Origin of the sequence: Streptomyces sp. NPDC006335 (assembly GCF_040612795.1) — a bacterium.
Lineage (GTDB): Bacteria > Actinomycetota > Actinomycetes > Streptomycetales > Streptomycetaceae > Streptomyces.
The window spans coordinates 397,689-422,320 of the sequence record NZ_JBEXQX010000004.1 but is presented as its reverse complement, the minus strand read 5'-3'; the positions used below and the strand labels follow the sequence as shown (position 1 = coordinate 422,320).

The window sequence follows — 24,632 nt, the reverse complement described above, 5'->3', positions numbered from 1 at the left end:
CTCTGTGCGCCTGCTGGGGCGGCCGCCGGACTCCCACTCCCGTCAGAGACGTTCCGGCGAAGCGCTTTCCGACGTTACCGTTCGGTAGGAAAATCGGTACCACGTCGTCCCCGGAGTACCGGAGGTGCCCGTATGACGTACGACCGCTCCGCAGGCCTGGTGGAGACCGCCCGCGCGCTGGCCGACGGCACGCTCACCTCCGCGGCGCTCGTCGAGCGGACCCTGGCGCGGATCCACGGCAGCCAGGGCACGCTCAACGCCTTCCGGATCGTACGGACCGAGGCCGCCCTCGCCGAGGCGGCGGCCGCGGACGCCCAACTGGCCGCCGGAGTGCGCAAACCGCTGCTCGGGGTGCCCGTCGCCGTCAAGGACGACATGGACGTGGCCGGTGAACCCACCGCGTTCGGCTGCGAGGGGGAGTTCCCGGCGGTCGCCAGGGACGGTGAGGCGGTACGGCGGCTGCGCGCGGCCGGGGCCGTGATCGTCGGCAAGACCAACACCTGCGAGTTCGGGCAGTGGCCGTTCACCGAGGGGCCGGCCTTCGGCGCGACCCGCAATCCATGGAACCCGGAACACACGCCGGGCGGTTCGTCCGGCGGGTCCGCCGCGGCCGTCGCCGCCGGTCTCGTGCCCGCCGCGCTCGGCTCGGACGGAGCCGGTTCGGTACGCATCCCCGCCTCCTGGACCCACCTCGTCGGCATCAAGCCGCAGCGCGGCCGCGTCTCCACCTGGCCGCGCGGCGAGTCCTTCCAGGGCATCACCGTCAACGGCACGCTCGCCCGCACGGTCGCCGACGCGGCCCTCCTGCTCGACGCGGCGAGCGGCAACCACGTGCTGGACCCGCATCGCCCGCCCGCCGTCGACGCCCTGGCGGCGGTCGGCCGCGACCCCGGCCGACTGCGCATCGCGCTCGCCCTGAAGCCGCCGTTCACCGCGCTGCCCGCCCGGCTCCAGCCGGAGGTCCGGGCGCGGGTCGTCGAACTCGCCGAGAAGCTGGCCGACTTGGGGCACTCCGTCGAGGAAGCCGATCCGCCGTACGGGCAGATCGGGCTCACCTTCGTCCCGCGCGCCACGGCCGGTCTCGCCGAGCGGGTGCGCGAGGCGCCCTTCCCCGCGCTCCTCGACCGCCGCACCCTCGACGCGGCCCGTCTCGGCGGACTCCTCGGCGGGGTTCCGCTCAGGGCGGCGCGGCGCGCGGAGGCGGTCCTGCACCGCCGTATCGGCGGGTTCTTCACGTCGTACGACGTCGTCCTCGCCCCGACGACGGCCGCTCCCCCACCGCGCATCGGGGCGATGCTCCGGCTGGGCGGGCTGGCCACCGACCGGGCGATGATCGCGGCCTGTCCGTACGCCTGGCCGTGGAACGTGCTGGGGTGGCCCGGGGTCAACGTTCCCGCCGGGTTCGTGGACGGCGGACTGCCCGTCGGCGCCCAGTTGCTCGGCCCCGCGAACAGCGAGCCGCTGCTGCTGTCCCTCGCCTCGCAGTTGGAGTCCGAGCTGCGCTGGCACGAGACATGGCCGCCCCAGGAGGCGGCCGTGCGATCCCCCACCGCCTGAGAGCGTTCCGCCCGTACCCTGTGACCATGGACGATGCGGCGATGGTCGGGCTCATGGGGCGGGTCACGGGGACGATCGGGCCGGGGCTCGTCGGCGAGGTGATGGTCCGGGTGCGGGGCGGCGCCGAGCACTTCCTCGCCTATCCCGCCTCCGGCTCGGACCGGATGGAGCGGGGCACCGTGGTGATGGTGGTGGAGTACCTGCCGCCGAGGACGGTCTACGTCCAGGCGGCGTACGACAGTTGAGCCTACCAACGCCCAGGTGAGAGGCGTTTGTATCAAGGATTCGACAAGGATTCGCCAGCGTCTTCACCTGGGGCTCGAACAGGCGCACACTCCCTTCGTTCGGTGCCGAAAGGGCACCATCTCAAGGGGGCGTATGCCGATGGTTGTCGGCGTCGTTGCGGGGGTGGCCGTAGGTGCCATCGCCGTTCTGGTCGGTCTGTTCAAGCTGATGTGGCGTGTCGCGGAACCCAACGAGGCACTGATCATCTCGGGCTCGAACCACAAGACCGAGGGGCTCGAAGCGGGCATGGGATTCCGCATCGTCACCGGGCGCGGCACTCTGGTGCTGCCCGGTGTGCAGGCGGTGCGCAAGCTCTCGCTCGACCTGAACGAGACCGAACTGCATGTGGACTGCGTGACCCACCAGGGCATTCCGCTCAAGGTGCGGGGCGTGGTCATCTTCAAGGTCGGCGACGACTTCGTGTCGATCGCCAACGCGGGGCGCCGCTTCCTCGATCAGCAGAAGCTGATGTCGGAGCGGGTGCACAACGTGTTCGCCGGTCATCTGCGGTCCATCGTCGGCGGGTTGACCGTCGAGGACATGATCCGCGACCGGGAGAAGCTCACCGGGCAGACCCGGGCCGCCTGCGGCACCGAGATGGAGAAGCTGGGGCTCATCGTCGACTCCCTGCAGATCCATGAGATCGAGGACCCGACCGGGTACATCCAGAACCTGGCGATGCCGCACGCGGCCGCCGTCCAGCGGGACGCGCGCATCGCGCAGGCGGAGGCGAACCGGCTGGCCACCGAGGCGGAGCAGCAGTCGTTCGCGCGGATGGCGCAGGCCACCCGGGACAGCGAGATCCTCCAGGCCGGCTACCAGGCCGAGCGGGACAAGGCGGGGGCCGCGGCGCGCCAGGCCGGTCCGCTCGCCGACGCCGCCGCCCGGCAGGAGGTCGTCGTCCAGGAGACCAGGGTCGCCGAACTCGAGGCGCACCGGCGCGAACAGCAGCTCCAGGCCGACGTCCGCAAGCCGGCGGACGCGAAGGCCTACGAGAAGCGCACGCTCGCCGAGGCGGAGCGTGACGCGCGGATCTCCGCGGCCGAGGCCAAGGCGAAGGAGACCGAGCTCGCCGCGGCCGCCGAGGCCACCCGGGTCAAGACGGCCGCGGGTGCCGAGGCCGAGGCGACCAAGGCCCGCGGTACGGCCATGGCGGCGTCGACCCGGGCCACCGGTGAGGCGGAGGCCGCGGCGGCCCAGGCCAGGGGTCTCGCGGAGGCCGAGGCGGCCAAGGCGAAGGGTCTCGCGGAGGCGGAGGCCATCAAGGCCCGTGCCGCCGCGCTCGCCGAGAACCAGGAGGCGGTCGTCGCCCAGCAACTCGCCGAGAACTGGCCGGAGATCGTCAAGGCGGGAGCGTCCGCGTTCGGCAGCGTCGACAACATGGTGGTGCTCAACGGGGCCGACGGCATGGCGGACATGCTCGCCAAGGCGCTCACCATGGGCGGCACCGGCCTGGGACTCGCGCGTCAACTTCTGGCGTCGATGAACCAGAACGGGCAGCAGCCGGTCAACGGGGCTTCGCTCAACGGGGTCGCGGCGCCGCCGCCCGCCCAGAAGGTGACGGTGCAGGACTGAAAGACGGGCGGTCCGGGGCCTCTGGCGAAAGGGGTCCCGGACCGCCCGCGTTCACCGCACGACACCCGCCCGTCCGGCGGCCCGCCTTCACCGCGCGAGCAACGTGACCCCCAGGCCGACCAGGACGAGGACCTTCGCGATCTCGAAGGCGATGTAGACGAGGTGCCCGCGCGAGCGGGGCAGGTCCTCGCCGGCCAGGACCCGGTCGGAGCGGCGGTTCAACCGGGGCCGAACCACGGCGAGTTGGCCGATGAGCAGCACCGCCACGGCCACGGTCCACGCGATGACCCGAGCCGGTGCGTCACCGACGGCGACCAGCACGACCACCGTGGCGGCCAGGACGCTCTCCACGAGGTTCAGGGCCCGGAAGACCAGGCGGCCGATGCCCAAGCCGACTTGGATCGTCACTCCCGGCGCGCGGAACTTCAACGGCGCCTCCAGGAAGGAGATCGCCAGCACCATCCCGAGCCACACGAAGGTGACCGCGCCCGCCGCTTCGTCCATCCGACCGACCGTACTACTCCGCCGGTTCGGCGGACGCCATAAGGTGCCCCCGTGACTGCGTTTACCCATGACACGGACGAGAACATCCCCGGCCGCTTCGGCGCCACCGCCACCACCGAGGCCGACCCGCGCGAGGTCGGCAGGGTGCGCACCGAGTACTCCCCCGCACGCGACGGCGACCCCGACCCCGGGGAGATCGTGTGGACGTGGGTGCCCTTCGAGGAGAACGACGGACGCGGCAAGGACCGTCCCGTGCTCGTGGTCGCCCGGGAGGCGGCCGGCACCTTCCTCGCCGTACAACTGTCGAGCAAACGGCACGACGGGGACCGTGAGTGGGTGCCCATCGGCAGCGGCCCCTGGGACCGGACCGGCCGGGACTCCTGGGTGGACGTCGACCGCGTCCTGCGCCTCCACGAGGAGGGCATGCGCCGGGAGGCGTGCGCACTGGACCGGGGACGGTTCAACCTGGTCAGGCAGCGGCTGCACGAGCGGTACGGCTGGACCTGACGGCTAGCCCTTCATGACCGGCTGCACGAGCGGTACCGCTGAACCTGACGGCTAGCCCTTGAGGAGCAGACGCTCCTCGGGAAACGCCCGGACGAACGCCTCCCGCACCACCGCACCCGGCGTCCGGTCCAGCACCCCGAACACCACGTGTTCGAAGGCCCCCGCGAACCGCCCGCCAGGCCCGAGGAGGGTCCGGAACGCCCCCGCCACCTGCGCGGGGTCGTTCTGGAAGACCCCGCAGCCCCAGGCGCCCAGCACCAGCCGCCGGTAGCCCTCCAGCACGGCCACCGACAGCACCTGCTCGGCGCGCGCCGCGAGGGCCCCCGGCAGTTCGGCGACCCGTTCGGGTGCCGTGCGCCGCACCACCCCGGCGTTCGGGGCGGCCGCCGTAAGGAATCCCACCGGCTGCGCCGAGTCCAGCAGAACACCGCGATCGTCCCGGAACACCGGTACGGCCGGCGAGTGGATGACCCGGTCCGTGTAGAACGGGTCGCGGTGGGCGCGGTGGTGGTCGTAGAACTCGCGGGCCCGGAGCTGGCAGGTGTAGAGCGCGGAGGCGCGGCACAGGGCCTCTTCCTGGGCCTGCGCGCCGTTCAGATAACCGCCGCCCGGATTGCGCGCCGAGGCGAAGTTCAGCACGGCCGTCCGCCCGCCGAGCCGACGGGCCGCCTCCAGGCTGCTCTCCCCCGTGACCTCGCAGAACGTGTCCACGGGGGCGAAAGCCGGGACGTCCACGGGGTCCGGTCCGTACATGCGCGTGCCCGCCCGCGCCGCCTCGATGCCGGGGCTCAGGGACACCTCGCGCCCGTCCGGCGCGCGATAGTGTCCCGCCGCGACGATCCGTTCCGTCTCCTGCGCTACCTCGCGTAGACGCGCGCTCATGGCGCCACCCCCGTGAGTGCCATGACCGCACGCCGCGCGGTTTCCCCCGTCGTGCCCATGCCGGAATCGTGGGCGATGCGGGTGGTGCGGTGCAACGGAATTTCCGGGCCCGGCACAGCCGGAAAACGCCTCTAAAACTCCGGGGAAACGGAGATCCACACACCCTAATGCGGGGATGTGCCCCCTTGTGCGGAACGGGATGAGGGTCTTGGGTGGGACGAGCGTTGCCGGTTCGACCCACCCAGATCTTCGGACCGGTGGCATGGTGGAATCTCAGGAGGATCCCGACATGTCCGACTCGACAGGCGACTGTACGAAGCCTCGTACGTCGCTCCCCGAAGCAGAGCTCGAGGCCCTGGTCCGCGGCATCTGCTTCAAGACCGGTCCACCCCGGCGCATCGGGGTGGAGGTGGAATGGCTCGTCCACGAGCTGCGCAGCCCGCGGCTCCCCGTGACACCCGAACGACTCGCGGCGGCCTACGCCGCACTGCGGACCGTGCCCCTGAAGTCGGCGCTCACCGTCGAACCCGGCGGTCAGCTGGAGCTGAGCTCGCAGCCCGCCGACTCCCTGATGGAGTGCATCGGTACCGTCTCCGCCGACCTCGCCGCCGTCCGGGCGGCCCTCGCCGAGCAGGGACTCGGCCTCGTCGGCATCGGCCACGACCCCTGGCACCCGCCCCGCAGATACCTGCGCGAACCGCGCTACGACGCCATGGAGGCCTGCCTGGACCGTACCGGCCCGGCGGGCCGCGCGATGATGTGCACCTCGGCCTCCGTGCAGGTGTGCGTGGACGCCGGCCACGAGGAGCCCGGCCCCCTGGGCCTGGGACGCCGCTGGTGGCTGGCGCACCAGCTGGGCCCGGTCCTGGTGGCGGCCTTCGCCAACTCCCCGCTCGCCGGTTCGAAGCCCACCGGCTGGCTCTCCACCCGCCAGTCGCTGTGGACGGAGATCGGCGAGGGCCGGGCGGGCGGCCCGTCCCTGGACACCGACCCCCGCACCGCCTGGGCCCGGCACGTCCTGGACGCGCCGGTGATGTGCATACGGCGCGACGGCGGCCCCTGGGACGTCCCGGAGGGGCTCACCTTCCGGGAGTGGGCCAGGTCGGGGGTGCCCCGCCGGCCGAGCCGCGAGGATCTCGACTACCACGTGTCGACCCTGTTCCCGCCGGTCAGGCCGCGCGGCCATCTCGAACTGCGCATGATCGACGCCCAGCCCGGCGAGGACGGCTGGATCGTCCCGCTCGCCGTGACGACGGCGCTCTTCGACGACCCGGAGTCCGCCGAGACCGCCTACCGGGTGGTCAAGCCGCTGGCCGAGCGCACCCTGTCGCTGCCCGCCCCGCACAATCCGCTGTGGATCGACGCGGCCCGCCACGGCCTCGCCGACCCCGAGCTGCGGGAAGTGGCCGTCGCGTGCTTCACGGCGGCTCTGGAGGGCCTGCCCCGACTGGGCGCCACCGCCGAGGTCACGGACGCCGTCGAAACGTATCTGCACCGCTATGTGATCCGGGGCCGCTGCCCCGCAGACGATCTGCTGGACCGGACGCACGGTTCGCTCGGGAAGGAAAGCCGCACATGACCGACCCCATCGTGGACCCCTCGGTGGACCCCGAGTCCTTCCGTGAGCGGGCGGTGACCACCCTGGTGACCGCCCGGGACCGTACGACGCTCCTGACCAGCTGCGTGGAGGACCCCGACCTGACCGCCCAGCACTCGCCGCTGATGTCTCCGCTCGTGTGGGACCTCGCCCACATCGGCAATCAGGAGGAGCAGTGGCTGCTGCGGACCGTCGGCGGGCAGGAGGCGATACGGCCCGAGATCGACGGCATCTACGACGCCTTCGAGCACCCGCGCTCCGAGCGCCCCACCCTCCCCCTGCTCTCACCCGCCGAGTCCCGGCGCTACGCGGCTGAGGTGCGCGGACGGGTCCTGGACGTCCTGGCGGGCACCGCGCTGCACGGAACCCGGCTCACCGAGGCCGGGTTCGCCTTCGGGATGATCGCGCAGCACGAACAGCAGCACGACGAGACGATGTTGATCACCCATCAGCTCCGCAAGGGCCCCCAGGCCCTGACCGCCCCCGACCCGGAACCGGCCCCGCTGTTCACCGGCCCGGCCGAAGTCCTCGTCCCGGGCGGCCCGTTCACCATGGGCACCTCCGACGAGCCGTGGGCGCTGGACAACGAACGCCCCGCGCACCGACGCGAGGTGGACGCCTTCTACATCGACACGACCCCGGTGACGAACGCCGAGTACCAGGCCTTCATCGCGGACGGCGGCTACGACGACGAGCGCTGGTGGACGCCGGCGGGCTGGGCGCACATCCGTCAACACTCCATCCACGCGCCGCTGTTCTGGCGCCGTGACGGTAAGCAGTGGCTGCGCAGGCGCTTCGGCGTCACCGAGGTCGTGCCGCCCGACGAGCCGGTGGTGCACGTGTGCTGGTACGAGGCCGACGCCTACGCCCGCTGGGCCGGGCGGCGGCTGCCGACCGAGGCGGAGTGGGAGAAGGCGGCCCGCCACGATCCGGCCGGCGACCGCTCCACGCGCTACCCGTGGGGCGACGCCGACCCGGCGCCCGAGCACGCCAACCTGGGGCAGCGGCACCTGCGCCCGGCCCCCGCCGGAAGCTACCCGGAGGGCGAGTCACCGCTCGGCGTACGGCAGTTGATCGGTGACGTGTGGGAGTGGACGGCGAGCGACTTCGAGCCCTACCCGGGCTTCCAGGCGTTTCCGTACAAGGAGTACTCGGAGGTGTTCTTCGGCCCCGACCACAAGGTGCTGCGCGGCGGTTCGTTCGCCGTGGACGCGGTGGCCTGCCGGGGCACCTTCCGCAACTGGGACTATCCGATCCGGCGGCAGATCTTCTCCGGCTTCCGCACGGCCCGTTCCGCGGAGGTCGTCTGATGTGCCGTCACCTTGCCTATCTGGGGCCCGAGGAGCCGCTCGGCCGGCTTCTCGCGGAGCCCCCGCACGGGCTGTACCGGCAGTCGTGGGCACCGCGCCGGCAGAAGCACGGCACCGTCAACGCCGATGGTTTCGGGGTGGGTTGGTACGCCGATGGCGACCCCGTCCCGGCGCGGTACCGGCGGGCCGGGCCCATCTGGGCCGACCTGTCCTTCGCGGATCTCGCCCGGGTCGTGAAGAGCCGGGCGGTCCTGGCGGCCGTACGGGACGCGACGATGGCCGGAGCCGACGCCGAGGCCGCCGCGGCGCCGTACTCCTCCGGGCCCTGGCTGTTCAGTCACAACGGCGCCGTCAAGGGCTGGCCGAGCTCACTGGCGCCCCTGACCGCCTCGCTGCCCCCGGCGGAGCTGCTGTCGATGGAGGCCCGCAACGACTCGGCGTTCGTGTGGGCTCTGGTCCTGAACCGGCTGCGCGGCGGCGACGAGGAGGGCCAGGCGCTGGCCGACACCGTCCTGGAGGTCGCCGAGGCGGCCCCCGCCTCCCGGCTCAACCTGCTGCTGACCAACGGGGAGTCCATCGCCGCGACCGCCTGGGGCGACACCCTCTGGTACCTCCGACGCCCCGGCGGCGGAACCGTCGTGGCCTCCGAGCCGTACGACGACGATCCGCACTGGCAGGAGGTCCCCGACCGCACGCTGCTCACGGCGAGCCGCACAGACGTCCTGCTGACGCCCCTCAAGTCCCTGGAACCACTCAAGGAGCCCCGCACGTGAGTCCGTTCCTGCTGACCCGCACCCTGCCCGAGGACGCCACCGACGCCGCCCTGCGCGCCGACGTCCTCAAGGGCCTGACGCACACGCCCAAGACACTGCCGCCGAAGTGGTTCTACGACGCCCACGGCAGCGAACTCTTCGAGCGGATCACCGAGTTGCCCGAGTACTACCCGACCCGCGCCGAACGGGAGATCCTCGTCGCGCGCTCCGGCGAAATCGCCGCGGCGACCGGCGCCCGCACCCTGGTCGAACTGGGCTCCGGCTCCTCGGAGAAGACCCGGCACCTGCTCGACGCGCTGACCGGGCTGCACACGTACGTGCCGGTCGACGTCAGCGAGAGCGCCCTGACCCAGGCCGGGCACGCCCTCATCGCCGAGCTCCCGGAGCTGAGCGTGCACGCGCTGATCGCCGACTTCACGGGCGGTCTGTCCCTGCCGGGCACTCCGGGCCCGCGCCTGGTCGCCTTCCTCGGCGGCACGATCGGCAACCTGCTGCCGGCCGAGCGCGCCGCGTTCCTCGCCTCCGTCCGCTCCCTGCTCTCCCCCGGTGACGCGCTGCTGCTCGGCACGGACCTCGTCAAGGACGAGAACGTGCTGGTCAGGGCATACGACGACGCGGCCGGGGTGACGGCCGCCTTCAACAAGAACGTCCTGACCGTCGTCAATCGCGAGCTCGGCGCAGACTTCGATCCGGGCGCCTTCGACCACGTGGCCCTGTGGGACGCCGAGAACGAGTGGATCGAGATGCGCCTGCGCTCCCGCACGAACCAGACCGTCAAGATCCCGGCGCTCGACCTCGCCGTCGACTTCGCCGCGGGCGAGGAGTTGTACACCGAGATCTCGGCGAAGTTCCGCAAGGAGGGCGTCCGTGGCGAACTGGCCGCCGCCGGGCTGGAGTTGGCGCACTGGTGGACGGACAGCGAGGGCCGGTTCGCGCTGTCGCTGAGCGTGGTGCGGTGAAGTAGCGGCACCGCTCACGGGGGGCCGGTTCGTCCCGGCCCCCCGTCAGTGCGGGTCCAGGGCGGCGGCCATCCGCCGTACCGCCTCGGTGATCAGCTCGGGCGAGGTCGCGAGGTTCAGCCGTACGAAGCCGGCGCCGCCGGTGCCGAACGGGAGGCCGGAGTTGAGGGCGACCCTGCCGCGCTCCAGGAAGACGGCCGCCGGATCGTCGCCCAGATCCAGGGCACGGCAGTCCAGCCAGGCCAGGAAGGTGGCCTCGGCCGGCTCGTAGCGGACGGCGGGCAGCGACTCGGCGAGGAGTCCGGCCAGCAGCCGACGGTTGTCGTCGAGGCCGGTGAGCAGGGCGTCGAGCCAGGCACCGCCGTCCCGCAGGGCGGCCGTGTGGGCGAGGACGCCGACATGACTGGGACCGTGGCCGACCTCCTCGGGAAGGCGCGCGAGGTCGTCGGCCGCGTCGGGTCCGGCGACGGCCACGGCGGCCTTCAGCCCGGCCAGGTTCCACCCCTTGGACGCCGACATCAGCGACAGCCCGTCCTGCCCGCCGGGAACACTCAGGTAGGGGACGAAGGTTGCCCCCGACGCCACGAGCGGGGCGTGGATCTCGTCGGCCACGACCCGCACCCCGTACGTCCGCGCCAGCGCGGCCACCTCCGCCAGCTCCCCGGCGGAGTGCACGGTGCCGGTCGGGTTGTGCGGGCTGCACAGCAGGTACACGGGCCGGGCCGCGCCCTTGCGGACCCGCCCGAAGACGTCCTCCAGGACCTCGAAGTCGATCCGGCCGTCCGCACCGAGCGGCGCCTCGACCACCTCGCGGTCCATGTTCCCGACGAACTGGTAGAAGGGCGGGTACACGGGCGAGTTGACGACCACCGGATCCCCCGGTCCGGAGACCAGCTTGAGCATCTCGACGACGCCCAGCATCACGTCCGGGACGATCGCCGTACGCTCCACCGCGAGCCCGTCCCAGCCCCACCGCTCGCCCGCGAAGTCGGCCAGCGCCTCGGCGTACGCCGTCCCGGACGGATACCCGGTGTCGCCCAGCGCCACCGCGTCCCGGACGGCCCGCGCGACCGGTTCGGCCAGGGGGACGTCCATCTCGGCGACCCACAGCGGCAGCACGTCCTCGGGGTACGTCCGCCATTTCATGCTCGTGCGGCGCCGGAGCTGCTCCAGGGTGAGCCGGCGCAGCGGATTGTCGGTCGTGGCGGCTTCGATGTCGCGCGGCATACCGTCCATGGGCCCAAGATAGGCGGCGTTCGCCCCTCGATGAACCGTGGGACCACTCGCGCTCCGCCGCCGCCTGGGGCACGGTGGAACCATGACGAACCACACCTACCGGGTGACCGAGATCGTCGGCACCTCACCGGACGGCGTCGACCAGGCCGTCCGCAACGGCATCGCGCGCGCCTCGCAGACCCTCCGCAATCTCGACTGGTTCGAGGTGACCCAGGTGCGGGGCCAGATCGAGGACGGACAGATTCAGCACTGGCAGGTGGGGCTGAAGGTCGGCTTCCGCCTCGACGAGTCCGAGTGACGGCCCGCCGAGGCGGCTGAAGGCCCTCAGCCGCTCAGGTCCGCCCCTCCCGCTCCTGCGCCACCTCCAGCGTCGCGGAAGGGGCGGTCCAACGTGCCTGTACGACGGTGAATCCGGCCCGTCGGGCGTCCTCGCACACCAACTCGTCGTCGTCCACCAGGACCCGGACCTCCCGGGTGCGGGCGAGCCGCTTCAGGATCTCCAGCTTGGTGCGCCGGGCGGGTCGCCGGTCGTCGTTGCGCCGCATGTGCACACGGCCCTCGGGCAGGCCCTGCGCGGTGAGCCACGCGAGCGTGTCCCGCCGGCAGCGCTCGGGGCGTCCGGTGAGGTAGACGATCTCGCACTCCTCGGCGCTCTCCAGCACCAGCGCGATGCCCTCCGGGATCGGCGGATCGGCGGGCGCGGCCGCGAAGAAGGCGTCCCAGTCGCGCGGCCTGCGCTCCAGGAACCGCTGCCGGTGGGCCGTGTCGGCCAGGGTGTTGTCCAGGTCGAACACGGCGAGCGGGCGCTTGTCGCTGTCGGTCACTCTCCCACCCTAGACCCGGCAACCTTCCCGCCCCGGGCGGCCACTGCCCCTCGACACATCAGGTCGAGGCGGGAGACTCCATGCGTGTGAACACGGCGATCTGGACGGCGGCACTGGTGGGCGCGGTCCTGGCCCTACCGGCGCCTCAAGCCTCGGCGGCCGCGACCACCCTGGTGGTGGCGACGAACGGCAGCGACTCCGCCCCGGGCACGCTCGCCCAGCCGCTGCGGACCGTCCAGCGGGCCGTGGACCTGGCGAGGCCCGGCGACACCATCGCCGTGCGCGCGGGGACGTACGCCCTCACCGACAACATCACCATCACCACCTCGGGCACCGCGTCCCAGCCCATCACCCTGGGTGCCTACCAGGGCGAGCGGGTCGTGATCGACGGCGAGCAACTGGCCGCGAGCCACACGCCGGTCGGCGGCAGCATCCCGCGCGCCGAGCGCGGGGCGATCCACCAGGAGGCCTCCTACTGGCGGATCTCGGACCTGGAGATCGTCAACGGCCCCTACGGGGTGTACTGCGACGGCTGCGACGGCAACGTCTTCGCCCGTCTGAAGACCCACGACAACTACGAGTCGGGCTTCCAGCTCCAGGGCGCCTCCAGTAACAACCAGATCCTGAACCTGGACAGTTGGGCCAACCGCGACCCGCGCAAGAACGGCGAGAGCGCGGACGGCCTGGCCATCAAGGAGGGTTCGGGCAGCGGGAACGTCGTGCGCGGCGCCCGGCTGTGGAACAACGTCGACGACGGCTTCGACGACTGGAAGTTCACCTCGCCGGTCCTCGTCGAGAACACCGTCTCGTACGGCAACGGCTTCAACCGCTGGAACTTCCCCGACTTCGCGGGCGACGGCAACGGCTTCAAGCTGGGCGGTGGCAGCCCGGCACCGGCGGTGGCGCACACGCTGCGCAACTCGATCGCCTTCAAGAACGCGGCGCACGGCGTCACGGACAACGGCAACACCGGCGCCCTGGCCCTGACCCGCAACACGACGTGGGCCAACGGTGGCACCGGCTTCGACGCCGACGTCTCCGGCGGTACGGCCCGGCTGACCGCGAACCTTTCGGTGGCCGACGCGAAGGCGGCCGCCGTCGGATCGGCCACCGTCTCCAGCGGCAACTCATGGAATCTGGGCGATACTTGGAACGCGTCCTCGGTGCTGAGCACGGACCCGGTGGCCATCACCGGGCCCCGTGCGACCGACGGTTCGCTGCCGTCGGCTCCTTCCTTCCTGGTGCCCCGGAGCGGGGCGGCCGTCGGAGCGCGCTTCTAGCCGCAGGGGCACCCCGCCCGCACTCCGCGATCAGTGCAGGCCGCATGCTTCTCCCATGTCTGCGACGACCCGCTCCTTCCTGACCGGCTCCGGCTCCTGCACCCTCGTCGTCTGCCGGGGTTGCTGTTGCGGCGACGCCCGCAAGCACCCCGGCACCGACCACGCCTGGCAGTTGGAGCTGCTGCGGGCCGGTGCCGCCGAGCACGGCTTCCAGGTCCGTACAACGGACTGTCTGGGCCCCTGCGACCAGGCCAACGTCATCGTCGTGCGGCCCTCGGCGGCCGGGCGCCGGGCGGGAGGCAAGGCCGCGTGGATCGGGTTCGTCATGGACGACGAGGGCACCGAGGAGGTCGTGCAGTGGGCGGCGGCGGGCGGGCCGGGGGTCGCCGAGCCGCCGGTGACGCTGGAGCTGCAGTTCATCGACCCGCCGCGCGAGACGAGGGTGCGGTCCCGCCGCCGCCGTTAATTGTTAATGGAATCCATTTTCATGTAGTGTCCTCGGTGCTCACCCTGCCACCGAGGAGGTTCCCGCCATGGCTGTCCCGAAGCGGAAGATGTCCCGCAGCAACACCCGCCACCGCCGTTCGCAGTGGAAGGCCACCGCGACCCAGCTCGTGCCGGTCACCATCGACGGTGTCGCGCATCTCGTCCCGCAGAACCTGGTCAAGGCGTACGAGCGCGGCCTGCTGCGCCCCGAGGGCTGAGGACCTGCCCCCATGCCGTCCATGCCCGACGACCACCTCCTGCCCGTCACCGTCCTCTCCGGCTTCCTCGGGGCGGGCAAGACGACGCTCCTCAACCACGTACTCGCCAACCGCGAGGGCCTGCGGGTCGCCGTCATCGTCAACGACATGAGCGAGGTCAACATCGACGCGGCGCTGGTGCGCGGCGGCGAGGCCGCGCTGTCGCGGACCGAGGAACGCCTGGTCGAGATGACCAACGGCTGCATCTGCTGCACCCTGCGCGACGACCTGCTGGAGGAGGTGGACCGGCTGGCCCGCGAGGGCCGCTTCGACCATCTGCTCATCGAGTCGTCCGGCATCTCCGAGCCCATGCCGGTCGCCGCCACCTTCGCCTTCGCCCGCGACGACGGCGCCACCCTCGGGGACGTGGCCCGGCTGGACACCATGGTCACGGTGGTGGACGCGGCCAACTTCCTGCCCGAGCTGGAGAGCGGCGACGAACTGGCCGAGCGCGGTCTCGCCCCCTTCGAGGACGACGAGCGCACGGTCAGCGATCTACTCGTCGACCAGATCGAGTTCGCGGACGTCCTCGTCCTCAACAAGCTCGACCTCGTCACCGCGGAGGCGGCGGCCCGGCTGCGGGCGGCCCTCGTACGGCTGAACCCGGCCGCCCGGATCGTCGAGGCCGAGCACTCCCGCGTGGACCTCCACCAGGTCCTCGGCACCGGCCTGTTCGACCTGGAGCGCGCCCAGCAGGCGCCGGGCTGGGTCCAGGAGCTCAACGGCGAGCACGTGCCCGAGACCGAGGAGTACGGCGTCTCCTCCACCGTCTTCCGCTCCGAACTCCCCTTCCACCCCGGCCGGTTGTGGGACTTCGTCACCGAGGAGCTGGACAGCGGGGCGTATGGGCGGATCCTGCGCTCGAAGGGGTTCTTCACCCTGGCCAGCCGCCCGCACGTGACCGGGCTGTGGTCACAGGCCGGTTCGGTGGCCCGGTTCGAGCCGTCGGCCGCACGGGACGCCGAGGCCCCGTACGCGCAGGAACTCGTGTTCATCGGGACGCGGTTGAAGCCGGACGCCCTGCACCGCGCTCTCGCGGCCTGTCTCCTGGCCCCGCACGAGGACCGCCCGCCCGTGGATCCCTTCCCCGCCTGGGAGACCTACGGCGTCGACGACACCTGCGAGCACGAGCCCACCGAGGCCCACGCTCACGCGGCCGTGTCGTAGAACTCCGCGCGGACGCGGCGCAGCCACGCCTCGGCCGGCCCCTCGTCGGGCCGGTCCGGCAGCACACTGCGGGACTCGGCGAACGCGGTCTCGTAGTGGGCGAGCAGCGACCGGGCCGAGGCGGGGTCGGCGGCGACGGTGTCCCCGAAGCGGTGGTACTCCTCGGGGTCCTCGACCCGCACCGTGAGCCGTCCGGTCGTGTACAGCTCCAGGCCCTGGTGGCAGAGCCGCTTGAGGTGCCGGGCGTGCTTGGCGGTGCGGTGGTCGCCGTCCCGGCTCTCCAGCTTCCTGAACTGCTGGGTGGCGTACCCGAGATAGGCGTCCCGGACCCGCTGGGCGCTCAGGAACGACCCGCGGATGGCGAGGAGTTCCTCGCCCAGCGGGGTGCGCACCTCGTACAGCTCCTCCGGCAGCCACACCAGCTCCATGACGGTCGGATTGCCGCCGAGGGCGAGCCGGCACCACTTCGCCGCCTCGTGCAGGGTGCGGTCCGGTGCCGTGGTGACGTGGGACTCCTTCGGCGTACGCAGGCCGAGCAGGGTCTCGGTGGGCGCGGCGAACATGCCGAGCCGGTCCACGTCGGAGCCCTCACGGGCGAGTCCGTACGCGGTCGAGCCGACGATGCCGGAGAGCAGGATGTTCTGGACGGTCACCCGGCCCATTGTGCTGACCTGGGGCGATCGCGGTCATCCGGTTTTCCCGGCGGTCGAGGTGGCGGGAATACCGCGTCCGGCCGGGCGTTGAACCCGGTGTGAGTCCCCTGACCGCCGCCACCCGCTTCTCCGTCCTCGACCGCTCCCGCACCCGCGAGGGCGGTACGAACGCGCAGGCGCTCCAGGACACCGTCCGGCTGGCGCGGGAGCTGGAAGGGCTCGGTTACCACCGTTTCTGGGTCTCGGAGCATCACGGCGTACCGGGAGTCGCGGGCTCCGCGCCGACCGTGCTGGCGGCCGCCGTCGCCTCGGCCACGGACACGATCCGGGTCGGCACCGGCGGTGTGATGCTGCCCAACCACCGACCCCTCGTCGTCGCCGAGCAGTTCGGGGTGCTGGAATCGCTCTTCCCCGGCCGGATCGACATGGGCCTGGGGCGCTCGGTCGGCTTCACCGACGGCGTGCGCAGGGCGCTGGGCCGCGGCAAGGACGACGCCGACGACTTCGCCGAACAGCTGGAGGAACTGCTGGGCTGGTTCCGCGGCACCTCCCCCACCGGGGTGCACGCCCGCCCGGCCGAGGGCCTGACGGTGCCGCCGTTCGTGCTGGCCATGGGCGAGGGTGCCGCGATCGCGGCCCGCGCGGGCCTGCCGATGGTCATCGGCGACCTCAGGAACCGCGAGAAGATGCGGCGCGGCATCGACCACTACCGCGAACACTTCCGCCCCTCCGCCTGGGCGTCCGAGCCGTATGTCGTCATCTCCGGGACGGTCGCGGTGGCCGCCACTCCCGAGGAGGCGCGTCGCCTGCTGATCCCCGAGGCCTGGTCGATGGCGTACTCCCGCACCCACGGCACCTTCCCGCCGCTGCCGCCCGCCGAGCGTGTCGAGTCGCTCGCCATGACGGCCAAGGAGCGGGGGCTGTACGAGTCGGGGCTCGCCGGCCACATCGCGGGCACCGAGGAGCAGGTCGCCCACGAGCTGGAGACGGTCCTGAAGGAGACCGGGGCGCAGGAGGTCCTGGTCACGACCAGCACGTACGACCGTGACGCCCTGCTGGACTCCTATCGGCGGCTGGCGGCGATCACCTCCGGTTAGAGTCGTTCACATGCACGACCCGAACGGCTCCCACGACCCGTACGTCCGTGTCCGCGGTGCCCGTGAGCACAATCTCCAGGGTGTGGACGTGGACGTGCCACGCGATGTGCTGGCCGTGTTCACGGGGGTGTCCGGATCGGGGAAGTCGTCGCTGGCGTTCGGGACGATCTACGCGGAGGCCCAGCGGCGGTACTTCGAGTCGGTGGCCCCGTACGCGCGCCGGCTGATCCACCAGGTGGGGGCGCCGAAGGTCGGGGAGATCACCGGCCTGCCGCCCGCGGTCTCGCTGGAGCAACGGCGTTCGGCACCCACGTCCCGTTCGTCGGTCGGCACGGTCACCAATCTCTCGAACTCGCTGCGCATGCTGTTCTCCCGGGCCGGTGACTACCCGCCGGGCGCCGAACGGCTCGACTCGGACTCCTTCTCCCCCAACACGGCGGTCGGCGCCTGCCCGGAGTGCCACGGCCTCGGCCGCGTCCACCGTACGACCGAGCAGTCGCTCGTGCCCGACCCGTCGCTGTCGATCCGGGAGGGCGCCATCGCCGCCTGGCCCGGCGCCTGGCAGGGCAAGAACCTGCGGGACATCCTCGACGCGCTCGGCCACGACGTGGACCGGCCGTGGCGTGACCTGCCCGCCGAGGAGCGGGAGTGGATCCTGTTCACCGACGAGCAGCCGGTGGTCACCGTGCACCCGGTGCGGGACGCGGACCGTATCCAACGCCCGTACCAGGGCACGTACATGAGCGCCCGCCGCTATGTCCTGAAGACGTTCGCGGACTCCAAGAGCCAGACGCTCAGGGCGAAGGCGGAACGGTTCCTGGTCTCCGCCCCGTGCCCGGCCTGCGGCGGCAGCAGGCTGCGTCCGGAGGCGATGGCGGTCACCTTCGCGGGCCGCACGATCGCCGAGCTCGCGGCCCTGCCGCTGACCGAGCTGGCCGCCTCGCTGGTCGGCCGCGGGGAGACCGCGCGCGTCCTCACCGAGGACCTGAAGTCCCGTATCGCGCCCGTCGTCGAGCTCGGCCTCGGCTATCTGAGCCTGGACCGCGCCACCCCCACCCTGTCCGCGGGCGAACTCCAGCGGCTGCGCCTCGCCACCCAGTTGCGGTCCGGGCTGTTCGGAGTGGTGTACGTCCTGGACGAACCCTCCGCCGGACTGCACCCCGCGGACACCGAGGCCCTGCTCACCGTGCTGGCGCGGTTGAAGGCGGCCGGCAACTCGGTGCTCGTGGTGGAGCACCACCTGGACGTCATGCGGGGCGCGGACTGGCTGGTGGACGTCGGGCCGGGGGCGGGCGAGCACGGCGGACGGGTGCTGCACAGCGGGCCGGTCGCGGAGCTGGCGAAGGTCGAGGAGTCCGCCACCGCCCGCTACCTGTTCGACCGCTCCCCCGCGGTGCGGCGCGAAGTGCGGTCGCCGCGCGGCCACTTGAAGGTGGGTCCGGTCAACCGGCACAACCTGCGCGGGGTGACGGCCGAGTTCCCGCTCGGTGTGTTCACCGCGGTGACCGGGGTGTCGGGTTCGGGCAAGTCCACGCTGGTCGGCGAGATCACGGAGGAGTCGGCGGGAGTGGGCCGTCTGGTCTCGGTCGACCAGAAGCCGATCGGCCGGACCCCGCGCTCCAACCTGGCGACCTACACGGGCCTGTTCGACGTCGTGCGCAAGGTCTTCGCCGCCACCGACGAGGCCCGTGAACGCGGCTACGGCGTGGGCCGGTTCTCCTTCAACGTGGCCGGAGGGCGCTGCGAGACCTGCCAGGGCGAGGGGTTCGTGAGCGTCGAGCTGCTCTTCCTGCCGAGCACCTACGCGCCGTGCCCGGACTGCGCCGGGGCCCGCTACAACCCCGCGACGCTTCAAGTGACGTACCGGGGACGGAACATCGCCGAAGTCCTCGACCTGACGGTGGAGGCGGCGGCGGACTTCTTCGCGGACACCCCGCTCGTGGCCCGCAGTCTCACCACCCTCCTCGACGTCGGCCTCGGCTACCTCCGCCTCGGCCAGCCCGCCACCGAACTCTCCGGCGGCGAGGCCCAGCGGATCAAGCTCGCGAACGAACTCCAGCGCGGCCGCCGCGCCCACACCCTCTACCTCCTCGACGAACCCACCACCGGTCTCCACCCGGCCGACGTCGAGGTCCTCATGCGCCAACTGCACGGTCTCGTGGACGCCGGGCACACGGTGATCGTCGTCGAGCACGACATGTCGGTCGTGGCGGGCGCGGACTGGGTGATCGACCTGGGGCCGGGCGGCGGCGACGCGGGCGGCCGGATCGTGGCGGCGGGCGTGCCGAGTGATGTGGCCGGGACCAGGACCAGCACTACGGCGCCGTACCTGGCACGAGCACGGGGCACGGGGGCCTGACGCCGGTCACGGCGGCGGAAGGGGCTCTGGTCGCCGGTACCGTGTGGTCACCGGTCCGCACCCTGCACGCGAGCGACTGTGCCGCCAGGGCCAGGGAGCGTCGGTCGGGGTGGGTGCCCGGGGGGATCGGGGCCGGGACCTCCACCTCGGCGGTCAGTCCCCGGGCCGACACCACCCGCCACACCGAGGTGAGCAGTGAGTCGTCGCCGACGAAGGCGGGGGCCGTGCTGGATCCGCCGTCGGCGAGCCGGTACCGCAGGCTCACCGGCTGGACGGGCACCCCGGCGTCCAGGGCCGCCTGGAACACCGCGCGGCGGAAGGGGCCCTGGGCACGGCCGCACCAGGTGCTTCCCTCGGGGAAGACGGCGACGGCGGCTCCCCCGCGCAGCGCGTCGGCGATCCGGGCGACCGTGTCCGGCAGGGCCCGCAGCCGGTCGCGTTCGATGAACAGCGCGCCGCTGCGGGCCGTGAGCCGGCCGGCCACGGGCCACTGCCCGACCTCGGACTTGGCGAGCATCCGGGCCGGACGTACGGCGGCCAGCAGCGGGATGTCCAGCCAGGAGATGTGGTTGGCGACCAGCAGCACCCCGCCGGTGGTGGGCGCGGCGGCGCCGGACAGGCGGACCCGGACCCCCGAGGCCCGCACCACCGCCCGGCACCACCACCTGACCGCGCCGGCCGGGATCAGCCGGCCGACGGGGAGCAGGAGGATCCCGGCGAGGGTGACCGCCGTGACCGCGAGGAGCCGCAGCACGGCAAGGGGTACGGCCGTGGCGGACCCCGTCCGCTCCACGCACGCCCCCGGGGTGCAGGGCGCGGTGGGCAACCAGGCGCTCATCAGGCCGGGACGAGCGAGAGGAAGTGCCGCAGATAGCGGGCGTTGACCCGGCGCATCGACAGCAGCACGTACATGTCGGCAACCCCGAACTCGGGGTCGTGGGCGGGCCGGCCGCACACCCAGGCACCGAGGCGGAGGTAGCCGCGCAGCAGCGGGGGCAGTTCGGTGTGGGCGGCGGGGGTGCCCTCCGCGGGCTCCCAGGGCAGTAGGGGCCGTACCCGGAACTCCTCGGGCGCCAGGTACTTGGTGCGCACCCGGTCCCAGGTGCCGGCGGCGAGCGCGCCGCCGTCGGCGAGCGGGATCGAGCAGCAGCCGGCCAGCCAGTCGTGGCCGCGGTCCACCATGTAGCGGGCGATCCCGGCCCAGATGAGGCCGATGACCGCGCCGTCGCGATGGTCGGGGTGCACGCAGGAGCGGCCGACCTCGACGAGCCCCGGACGGATCGCGTCGAGCGGCGCGAGGTCGAACTCGCTCTCCGAGTACAGACGTCCGGCCACCGCGGCCCGCTCCGGGGGCAGCAGCCGGTAGGTGCCGACGACCTGGCCGGTGACGGTGTCGCGGACGAGCAGGTGGTCGCAGTGGGCGTCGAAGCCGTCGACGTCGAGGCCGGGTTCCGGGGTGGCCAGGAGGGCGCCCATCTCGCCGGCGAACACGTCGTGCCGCAGCCGCTGCGCGGCCCGTACGTCGTCCTCGTCGCGGGCCAGGGTGACGGTGTAGCGAGTGGGGGCGACGCTCTGCGGGGGACGGTCGAGGGTGGAAACGCCGGTCATGGCACTCTCCAGGTCACAGGCGGAGGCGGCGAGCGGTGCCGCTGTCCCTGTTCTCCCGACGCCGGTTGGCGTGTACGTGACCGGTTCCAAGAGCCCGGATGTGCGGCGGCTGAACGCCTCGGGCAAGGTGTCCGGGGACTGCGAGTCCGTCGACCGGACGGTGTCCCACCGGTGACCGAAGCACGGCCAGGTGTGGTGGGGCCGGGCATGAGCACCACGTCCGGCCCCACCCGTCCGCACTGATCGGCGAACGTCTCTCAGCGCCTGGCGACCTTCCGGGTCGCCCGCAGCCACTCCTTGTTCATGCTCGTGATGGACATCAGCGGGATCCCCTTGGGACAGGCCGTCGCGCACTCGCCCGTGAGCGTGCAGCCGCCGAAGCCCTCCTCGTCCATCTGCTCCACCATGTCGAGGACCCGGGTCTCCCGCTCGGGCGCCCCCTGCGCCAGCACGTTCAGGTGGTTCACCTTGGCCGAGGTGAACAGCATCGCCGCCCCGTTGGGACACGCGGCCACACAGGCCCCGCAGCCGATGCACTCCGCGTGTTCGAAGGCGAAGTCGGCGTCGGGCTTGGGCACCGGCGTGGCGTGGGCCTCGGGGGCCGCACCGGTGGGCGCGGTGATGTAGCCCCCGGCCTGGATGATCCGGTCGAGGGCCGACCGGTCCACCACCAGGTCCTTGATCACCGGGAACGCGGACGCCCGCCACGGCTCGATGTCGATCGTGTCGCCGTCCGAGAAGGACCGCATGTGCAGCTGGCAGGTGGTCGTGCGCTCGGGTCCGTGCGCGTCGCCGTTGATGACCAGCGAGCAGGCGCCGCAGATGCCCTCACGGCAATCGTGGTCGAAGGCCACCGGATCCTCACCGCGCAGGATGAGCTCCTCGTTGAGGGTGTCCAGCATCTCCAGGAAGGACATGTCGGACGAGATCCCGTCCACCTCGTACGTGGACATCGCTCCGTCGGTGTCGGCGTTCTTCTGCCGCCAGACGCGCAGGGTGAGCTTCATGCGTAGCTCCGCTGGGTGGGGTGGACGTACTCGAAGACGAGGTCTTCCTTGTGCAGGACGGGAGCCTCGCCGGTGCCGGTGAACTCCCAGGCCGCCGCGTAGGCGAACTCGTCGTCCCTGCGGGCGGCCTCACCGTCGGGCGTCTGGGACTCCTCGCGGAAGTGGCCGCCGCAGGACTCGGCGCGGTGCAGGGCGTCGAGGCACATCAGCTCGGCGAGCTCCAGGTAGTCGACCACGCGGTTCGCCTTCTCCAGGGACTGGTTGAACTCCTCGCCGGTGCCCGGGACCTTGATGCGCCGCCAGAACTCCTCGCGGATCTGCGGGATGCGCTCCAGTGCCTTGCGCAGCCCGGAGTCGGTGCGGGCCATGCCGCAGAACTCCCACATGAGTTCGCCGACCTCGCGGTGGAAGGAGTCCGGGGTGCGGTCACCGTCGACGGCGAGGAGCAGGTTGATCCGGTCCTCGGTCTCCGCCAACACCTCCTGGACCGCCGGGTGTTCGGTGGTCACCGCGTCCTGGTGCGGGTTGCGGGCGAGGTAGTCGTTGATGGTCGCCGGCAGCACGAAGTAGCCGTCGGCGAGGCCCTGCATGAGCGCGGAGGCGCCGAGACGGTTCGCGCCGTGGTCGGAGAAGTTGGCCTCGCCGATCGCGAACAGGCCGGGGATGGTGGTCTGGAGGTCGTAGTCGACCCAGAGGCCGCCCATCGTGTAGTGCACGGCGGGGTAGATACGCATGGGCACCTGGTACGGATCCTCGTCGGTGATCCGCTGGTACATGTCGAAGAGGTTGCCGTACTTGGCCTCGACGGCCTGGCGCCCCATGCGCTTGATCGCGTCGGCGAAGTCCAGGTAGACACCCTGCCCGCCGGGGCCGACCCCGCGCCCCTCGTCGCAGACGTTCTTCGCGGCGCGGGAGGCGATGTCGCGCGGGACCAGGTTGCCGAAGGACGGGTAGATGCGCTCCAGGTAGTAGTCGCGCTCGTCCTCGGGAATCTTGTTCGGCGGCCGGTCGTCGCCCTTGGCCTTGGGCACCCAGATCCGGCCGTCGTTGCGCAGCGACTCGCTCATCAGCGTCAGCTTGGACTGGTGGTCGCCGGTGCGCGGGATGCAGGTGGGGTGGATCTGCGTGAAGCAGGGGTTGGCGAAGAGAGCGCCGCGTCGATGGGCCCGCCAGATCGCCGTGGCGTTGGAGTTCATGGCGTTCGTCGACAGGTAGAAGACGTTGCCGTAGCCGCCGGAGGCCAGCACCACCGCGTCCGCGAAGTAGGTGCTGATGCGCCCGGTGACGAGATCCCGGGCCACGATCCCCCGCGCCCGTCCGTCGACGACGATCAGGTCGAGCATCTCGGTGCGCGGGTGCATCTCGATGTTCCCGGCGGCGATCTGCCTGCTGAGGGCCTGGTAGGCACCGAGCAGCAGTTGCTGGCCCGTCTGGCCGCGGGCGTAGAAGGTGCGGGAGACCTGCACACCGCCGAAGGAGCGGGTGTCGAGCAGGCCGCCGTACTCCCGGGCGAAGGGCACGCCCTGGGCCACGCACTGGTCGATGATCTCGACCGAGATCTGCGCGAGGCGGTGGACGTTGGACTCACGCGCCCTGAAGTCGCCGCCCTTGACGGTGTCGTAGAAGAGGCGGTGGATCGAATCGCCGTCGTTGCGGTAGTTCTTGGCCGCGTTGATGCCGCCCTGCGCGGCGATGGAGTGGGCGCGGCGCGGGGAGTCCTGGTAGCAGAACTGGACGACGTGGTAGCCCTGTTCGGCGAGGGTCGCGCCCGCCGAGCCGCCCGCGAGGCCGGTCCCGACCACGATCACCGTGTGCTTGCGCCGGTTGGCGGGGTTGACCAGCTTGGCCTCGAAACGGCGCTTGTCCCAGCGCTCGTTGACGGGGCCCTTCGGGGCCTTGGTGTCGACGACCGGTTCGCCGGTCACGTAGTCGGTGTACGTCATGTTCAGCTCACCACTCCGGTCATGACACCCACGGGCACGGCGATGAAGCCGACCGTGAGCAGCAGTGCGAGGACATTGGCGACGGCCTTGAGGGCGCGGTCGCGGGTGCGGCTGCCGACGCCGAGGGTCTGGGCGGCACTCCAGAAGCCGTGCCGGACGTGCAGGCCGAGGGCGAGCATCGCGACGATGTAGATGACGTTGCCGTACCAGGTGGAGAAGGTGTCCACGACGTTCTGGTACGGGTGACCGGGCTGGAAGCCGGGGTGCACGGTGCCGGTCGTCAGGTCGAGGAGGTGCCACACGATGAACAGGCCGAGGATGATCCCGCCCCAGCGCATGGTGCGCGTGGCGTAGCTCGCCCGGGGCTTCTTGTGGACGTACTTGCTGGGCCGCGCCCGGATGTCCCGGCGGCTGAGCTGGTAGGCCGAGACGGCGTGCGCGACGACGGCGGCCACCAGCACGATCCGGATGAGCCAGAGCGTCCACTCGTAGTGCATGAACGGTTCGCCCACCGTGCGCAGCCAGTGCGCGTAGTGGTTGAACTCGCCCGCCCCGAAGAAGATCTTCAGGTTGCCGATCATGTGGACGACGAGGTACAGCAGCATGATCAGACCGCTGACGGCCATCACGGTCTTCTTGCCGACGGAGCTGTCCCACACGGTGCGTGCCAAGGACGGTCGTCGGTCCGTCCGCGTTGCCAGAGCCATGACTCAAGACGCTAGAGCCGCAGGGCCCGATCGGTCCAAGACATGGTCCGGCTTGATTC

General features: G+C 71.9%; 25 protein-coding genes. 15 read left to right on the top strand and 10 right to left on the bottom strand.

What is annotated here, in order from left to right; all coding sequences use genetic code 11:
* Nucleotides 1–132 precede the first annotated feature (132 nt).
* From ABZ098_RS15740 to ABZ098_RS15730, 3 genes are all read left to right on the top strand, one after another.
* Nucleotides 133–1,557 (top strand): amidase, encoded by a 1,425-nt coding sequence (locus tag ABZ098_RS15740; protein ID WP_356591214.1) that lies wholly within the window; start codon nucleotides 133–135, stop codon nucleotides 1,555–1,557.
* A gap of 26 nt (nucleotides 1,558–1,583) precedes the next feature.
* A complete protein-coding gene (locus tag ABZ098_RS15735; RefSeq protein WP_356591212.1) occupies nucleotides 1,584–1,802 on the top strand; it encodes a hypothetical protein in 219 nt (72 codons plus the stop codon).
* Between the two features lie 133 nt (nucleotides 1,803–1,935).
* A complete protein-coding gene (locus ABZ098_RS15730; protein WP_356591210.1) occupies nucleotides 1,936–3,417 on the top strand; it encodes an SPFH domain-containing protein in 1,482 nt (493 codons plus the stop codon).
* A gap of 87 nt (nucleotides 3,418–3,504) precedes the next feature.
* Here ABZ098_RS15730 and ABZ098_RS15725 read toward each other — a convergent pair whose 3' ends face one another.
* Nucleotides 3,505–3,921 carry a hypothetical protein gene (locus ABZ098_RS15725; RefSeq protein ID WP_356591208.1) on the bottom strand — a complete coding sequence of 139 codons (417 nt, stop codon included), beginning with the start codon at nucleotides 3,919–3,921 and terminating at the stop codon, nucleotides 3,505–3,507.
* 51 nt (nucleotides 3,922–3,972) lie between these two features.
* Here ABZ098_RS15725 and ABZ098_RS15720 point away from each other — a divergent pair, with 51 nt between their 5' ends.
* The gene (locus tag ABZ098_RS15720) at nucleotides 3,973–4,428 is read left to right on the top strand and encodes a type II toxin-antitoxin system PemK/MazF family toxin (RefSeq protein ID WP_356591206.1); all 456 of its coding nucleotides are present in this window, start codon (nucleotides 3,973–3,975) and stop codon (nucleotides 4,426–4,428) included.
* 51 nt (nucleotides 4,429–4,479) lie between these two features.
* On the opposite strand, the gene ABZ098_RS15715 is transcribed toward ABZ098_RS15720, so the two are convergent.
* Nucleotides 4,480–5,310, bottom strand: coding sequence for a TIGR02452 family protein (locus tag ABZ098_RS15715; RefSeq protein WP_356591204.1), 831 nt, complete (start codon nucleotides 5,308–5,310; stop codon nucleotides 4,480–4,482).
* Between the two features lie 289 nt (nucleotides 5,311–5,599).
* On the opposite strand from ABZ098_RS15715, the gene egtA reads away from it, so the two are divergent.
* From egtA to egtD, 4 genes are read left to right on the top strand one after another with little or no spacing between them, the layout of a single operon-like run.
* Nucleotides 5,600–6,889 carry an ergothioneine biosynthesis glutamate--cysteine ligase EgtA gene (gene egtA, locus ABZ098_RS15710; RefSeq protein ID WP_356591202.1) on the top strand — a complete coding sequence of 430 codons (1,290 nt, stop codon included), beginning with the start codon at nucleotides 5,600–5,602 and terminating at the stop codon, nucleotides 6,887–6,889.
* Nucleotides 6,886–8,217, top strand: coding sequence for an ergothioneine biosynthesis protein EgtB (gene egtB / locus ABZ098_RS15705; RefSeq protein WP_356591201.1), 1,332 nt, complete (start codon nucleotides 6,886–6,888; stop codon nucleotides 8,215–8,217). Before egtA ends, egtB begins: the two co-directional genes overlap by 4 nt.
* Nucleotides 8,217–8,990 (top strand): ergothioneine biosynthesis protein EgtC, encoded by a 774-nt coding sequence (gene egtC, locus ABZ098_RS15700; protein WP_356591199.1) that lies wholly within the window; start codon nucleotides 8,217–8,219, stop codon nucleotides 8,988–8,990. The genes egtB and egtC overlap by 1 nt, the downstream gene beginning before the upstream one ends.
* Entirely contained in the window at nucleotides 8,987–9,949 is a 963-nt protein-coding gene (gene egtD / locus ABZ098_RS15695) for an L-histidine N(alpha)-methyltransferase (RefSeq protein WP_356591197.1), read from the top strand. The genes egtC and egtD overlap by 4 nt, the downstream gene beginning before the upstream one ends.
* Before the next feature lie 45 nt (nucleotides 9,950–9,994).
* Here the strand turns inward: egtD and ABZ098_RS15690 are convergent, their stop codons facing one another.
* A complete protein-coding gene (locus ABZ098_RS15690; protein ID WP_356591450.1) occupies nucleotides 9,995–11,176 on the bottom strand; it encodes a MalY/PatB family protein in 1,182 nt (393 codons plus the stop codon).
* Nucleotides 11,177–11,267: 91 nt separating this feature from the next.
* Between ABZ098_RS15690 and ABZ098_RS15685 the strand changes: the two genes are divergently transcribed.
* Entirely contained in the window at nucleotides 11,268–11,483 is a 216-nt protein-coding gene (locus ABZ098_RS15685) for a dodecin (protein ID WP_356591195.1), read from the top strand.
* Nucleotides 11,484–11,517: 34 nt separating this feature from the next.
* Here ABZ098_RS15685 and ABZ098_RS15680 read toward each other — a convergent pair whose 3' ends face one another.
* Nucleotides 11,518–12,009 (bottom strand): HAD family acid phosphatase, encoded by a 492-nt coding sequence (locus ABZ098_RS15680; protein WP_356591193.1) that lies wholly within the window; start codon nucleotides 12,007–12,009, stop codon nucleotides 11,518–11,520.
* A gap of 80 nt (nucleotides 12,010–12,089) precedes the next feature.
* Between ABZ098_RS15680 and ABZ098_RS15675 the strand changes: the two genes are divergently transcribed.
* From ABZ098_RS15675 to ABZ098_RS15660, 4 genes are all read left to right on the top strand, one after another.
* Nucleotides 12,090–13,289, top strand: a complete 1,200-nt coding sequence (locus ABZ098_RS15675) for a right-handed parallel beta-helix repeat-containing protein (protein ID WP_356591191.1) — start codon at nucleotides 12,090–12,092, stop codon at nucleotides 13,287–13,289.
* 55 nt (nucleotides 13,290–13,344) lie between these two features.
* The gene (locus ABZ098_RS15670) at nucleotides 13,345–13,755 is read left to right on the top strand and encodes a (2Fe-2S) ferredoxin domain-containing protein (RefSeq protein ID WP_356591189.1); all 411 of its coding nucleotides are present in this window, start codon (nucleotides 13,345–13,347) and stop codon (nucleotides 13,753–13,755) included.
* 67 nt (nucleotides 13,756–13,822) lie between these two features.
* Nucleotides 13,823–13,993 (top strand): 50S ribosomal protein L32, encoded by a 171-nt coding sequence (gene rpmF / locus ABZ098_RS15665; RefSeq protein WP_356591187.1) that lies wholly within the window; start codon nucleotides 13,823–13,825, stop codon nucleotides 13,991–13,993.
* 21 nt (nucleotides 13,994–14,014) lie between these two features.
* Nucleotides 14,015–15,199 (top strand): GTP-binding protein, encoded by a 1,185-nt coding sequence (locus tag ABZ098_RS15660; protein ID WP_356591448.1) that lies wholly within the window; start codon nucleotides 14,015–14,017, stop codon nucleotides 15,197–15,199.
* On the opposite strand, the gene ABZ098_RS15655 is transcribed toward ABZ098_RS15660, so the two are convergent.
* Nucleotides 15,181–15,852, bottom strand: a complete 672-nt coding sequence (locus tag ABZ098_RS15655; protein WP_356591185.1) for a nucleotidyltransferase domain-containing protein — start codon at nucleotides 15,850–15,852, stop codon at nucleotides 15,181–15,183. The two genes, ABZ098_RS15660 and ABZ098_RS15655, sit on opposite strands and share 19 nt — an antisense overlap.
* Before the next feature lie 98 nt (nucleotides 15,853–15,950).
* Between ABZ098_RS15655 and ABZ098_RS15650 the strand changes: the two genes are divergently transcribed.
* A complete protein-coding gene (locus ABZ098_RS15650) occupies nucleotides 15,951–16,949 on the top strand; it encodes an LLM class flavin-dependent oxidoreductase (RefSeq protein ID WP_356591183.1) in 999 nt (332 codons plus the stop codon).
* A 10-nt stretch (nucleotides 16,950–16,959) separates the two neighbouring features.
* Complete coding sequence (locus ABZ098_RS15645; protein WP_356591181.1) at nucleotides 16,960–19,308, top strand: excinuclease ABC subunit UvrA; 2,349 nt, start codon at nucleotides 16,960–16,962, stop codon at nucleotides 19,306–19,308.
* On the opposite strand, the gene ABZ098_RS15640 is transcribed toward ABZ098_RS15645, so the two are convergent.
* The 5 genes from ABZ098_RS15640 to ABZ098_RS15620 all read right to left on the bottom strand — a co-directional run bounded on the left by ABZ098_RS15640 (nucleotide 19,265) and on the right by ABZ098_RS15620 (nucleotide 24,537).
* On the bottom strand, nucleotides 19,265–20,146 hold the full coding sequence (locus tag ABZ098_RS15640; RefSeq protein ID WP_356591179.1) for a lysophospholipid acyltransferase family protein: 882 nt from the start codon (nucleotides 20,144–20,146) through the stop codon (nucleotides 19,265–19,267). The two genes, ABZ098_RS15645 and ABZ098_RS15640, sit on opposite strands and share 44 nt — an antisense overlap.
* On the bottom strand, nucleotides 20,146–20,916 hold the full coding sequence (locus ABZ098_RS15635) for a GNAT family N-acyltransferase (protein ID WP_356591177.1): 771 nt from the start codon (nucleotides 20,914–20,916) through the stop codon (nucleotides 20,146–20,148). The genes ABZ098_RS15640 and ABZ098_RS15635 overlap by 1 nt, the downstream gene beginning before the upstream one ends.
* Before the next feature lie 257 nt (nucleotides 20,917–21,173).
* Nucleotides 21,174–21,923 carry a succinate dehydrogenase/fumarate reductase iron-sulfur subunit gene (locus tag ABZ098_RS15630; protein ID WP_356591175.1) on the bottom strand — a complete coding sequence of 250 codons (750 nt, stop codon included), beginning with the start codon at nucleotides 21,921–21,923 and terminating at the stop codon, nucleotides 21,174–21,176.
* Entirely contained in the window at nucleotides 21,920–23,866 is a 1,947-nt protein-coding gene (locus tag ABZ098_RS15625) for a fumarate reductase/succinate dehydrogenase flavoprotein subunit (protein ID WP_356591173.1), read from the bottom strand. Before ABZ098_RS15625 ends, ABZ098_RS15630 begins: the two co-directional genes overlap by 4 nt.
* 2 nt (nucleotides 23,867–23,868) lie before the next feature.
* On the bottom strand, nucleotides 23,869–24,537 hold the full coding sequence (locus ABZ098_RS15620; RefSeq protein WP_356591171.1) for a succinate dehydrogenase: 669 nt from the start codon (nucleotides 24,535–24,537) through the stop codon (nucleotides 23,869–23,871).
* Between the last annotated feature and the right edge of the window lie 95 nt (nucleotides 24,538–24,632).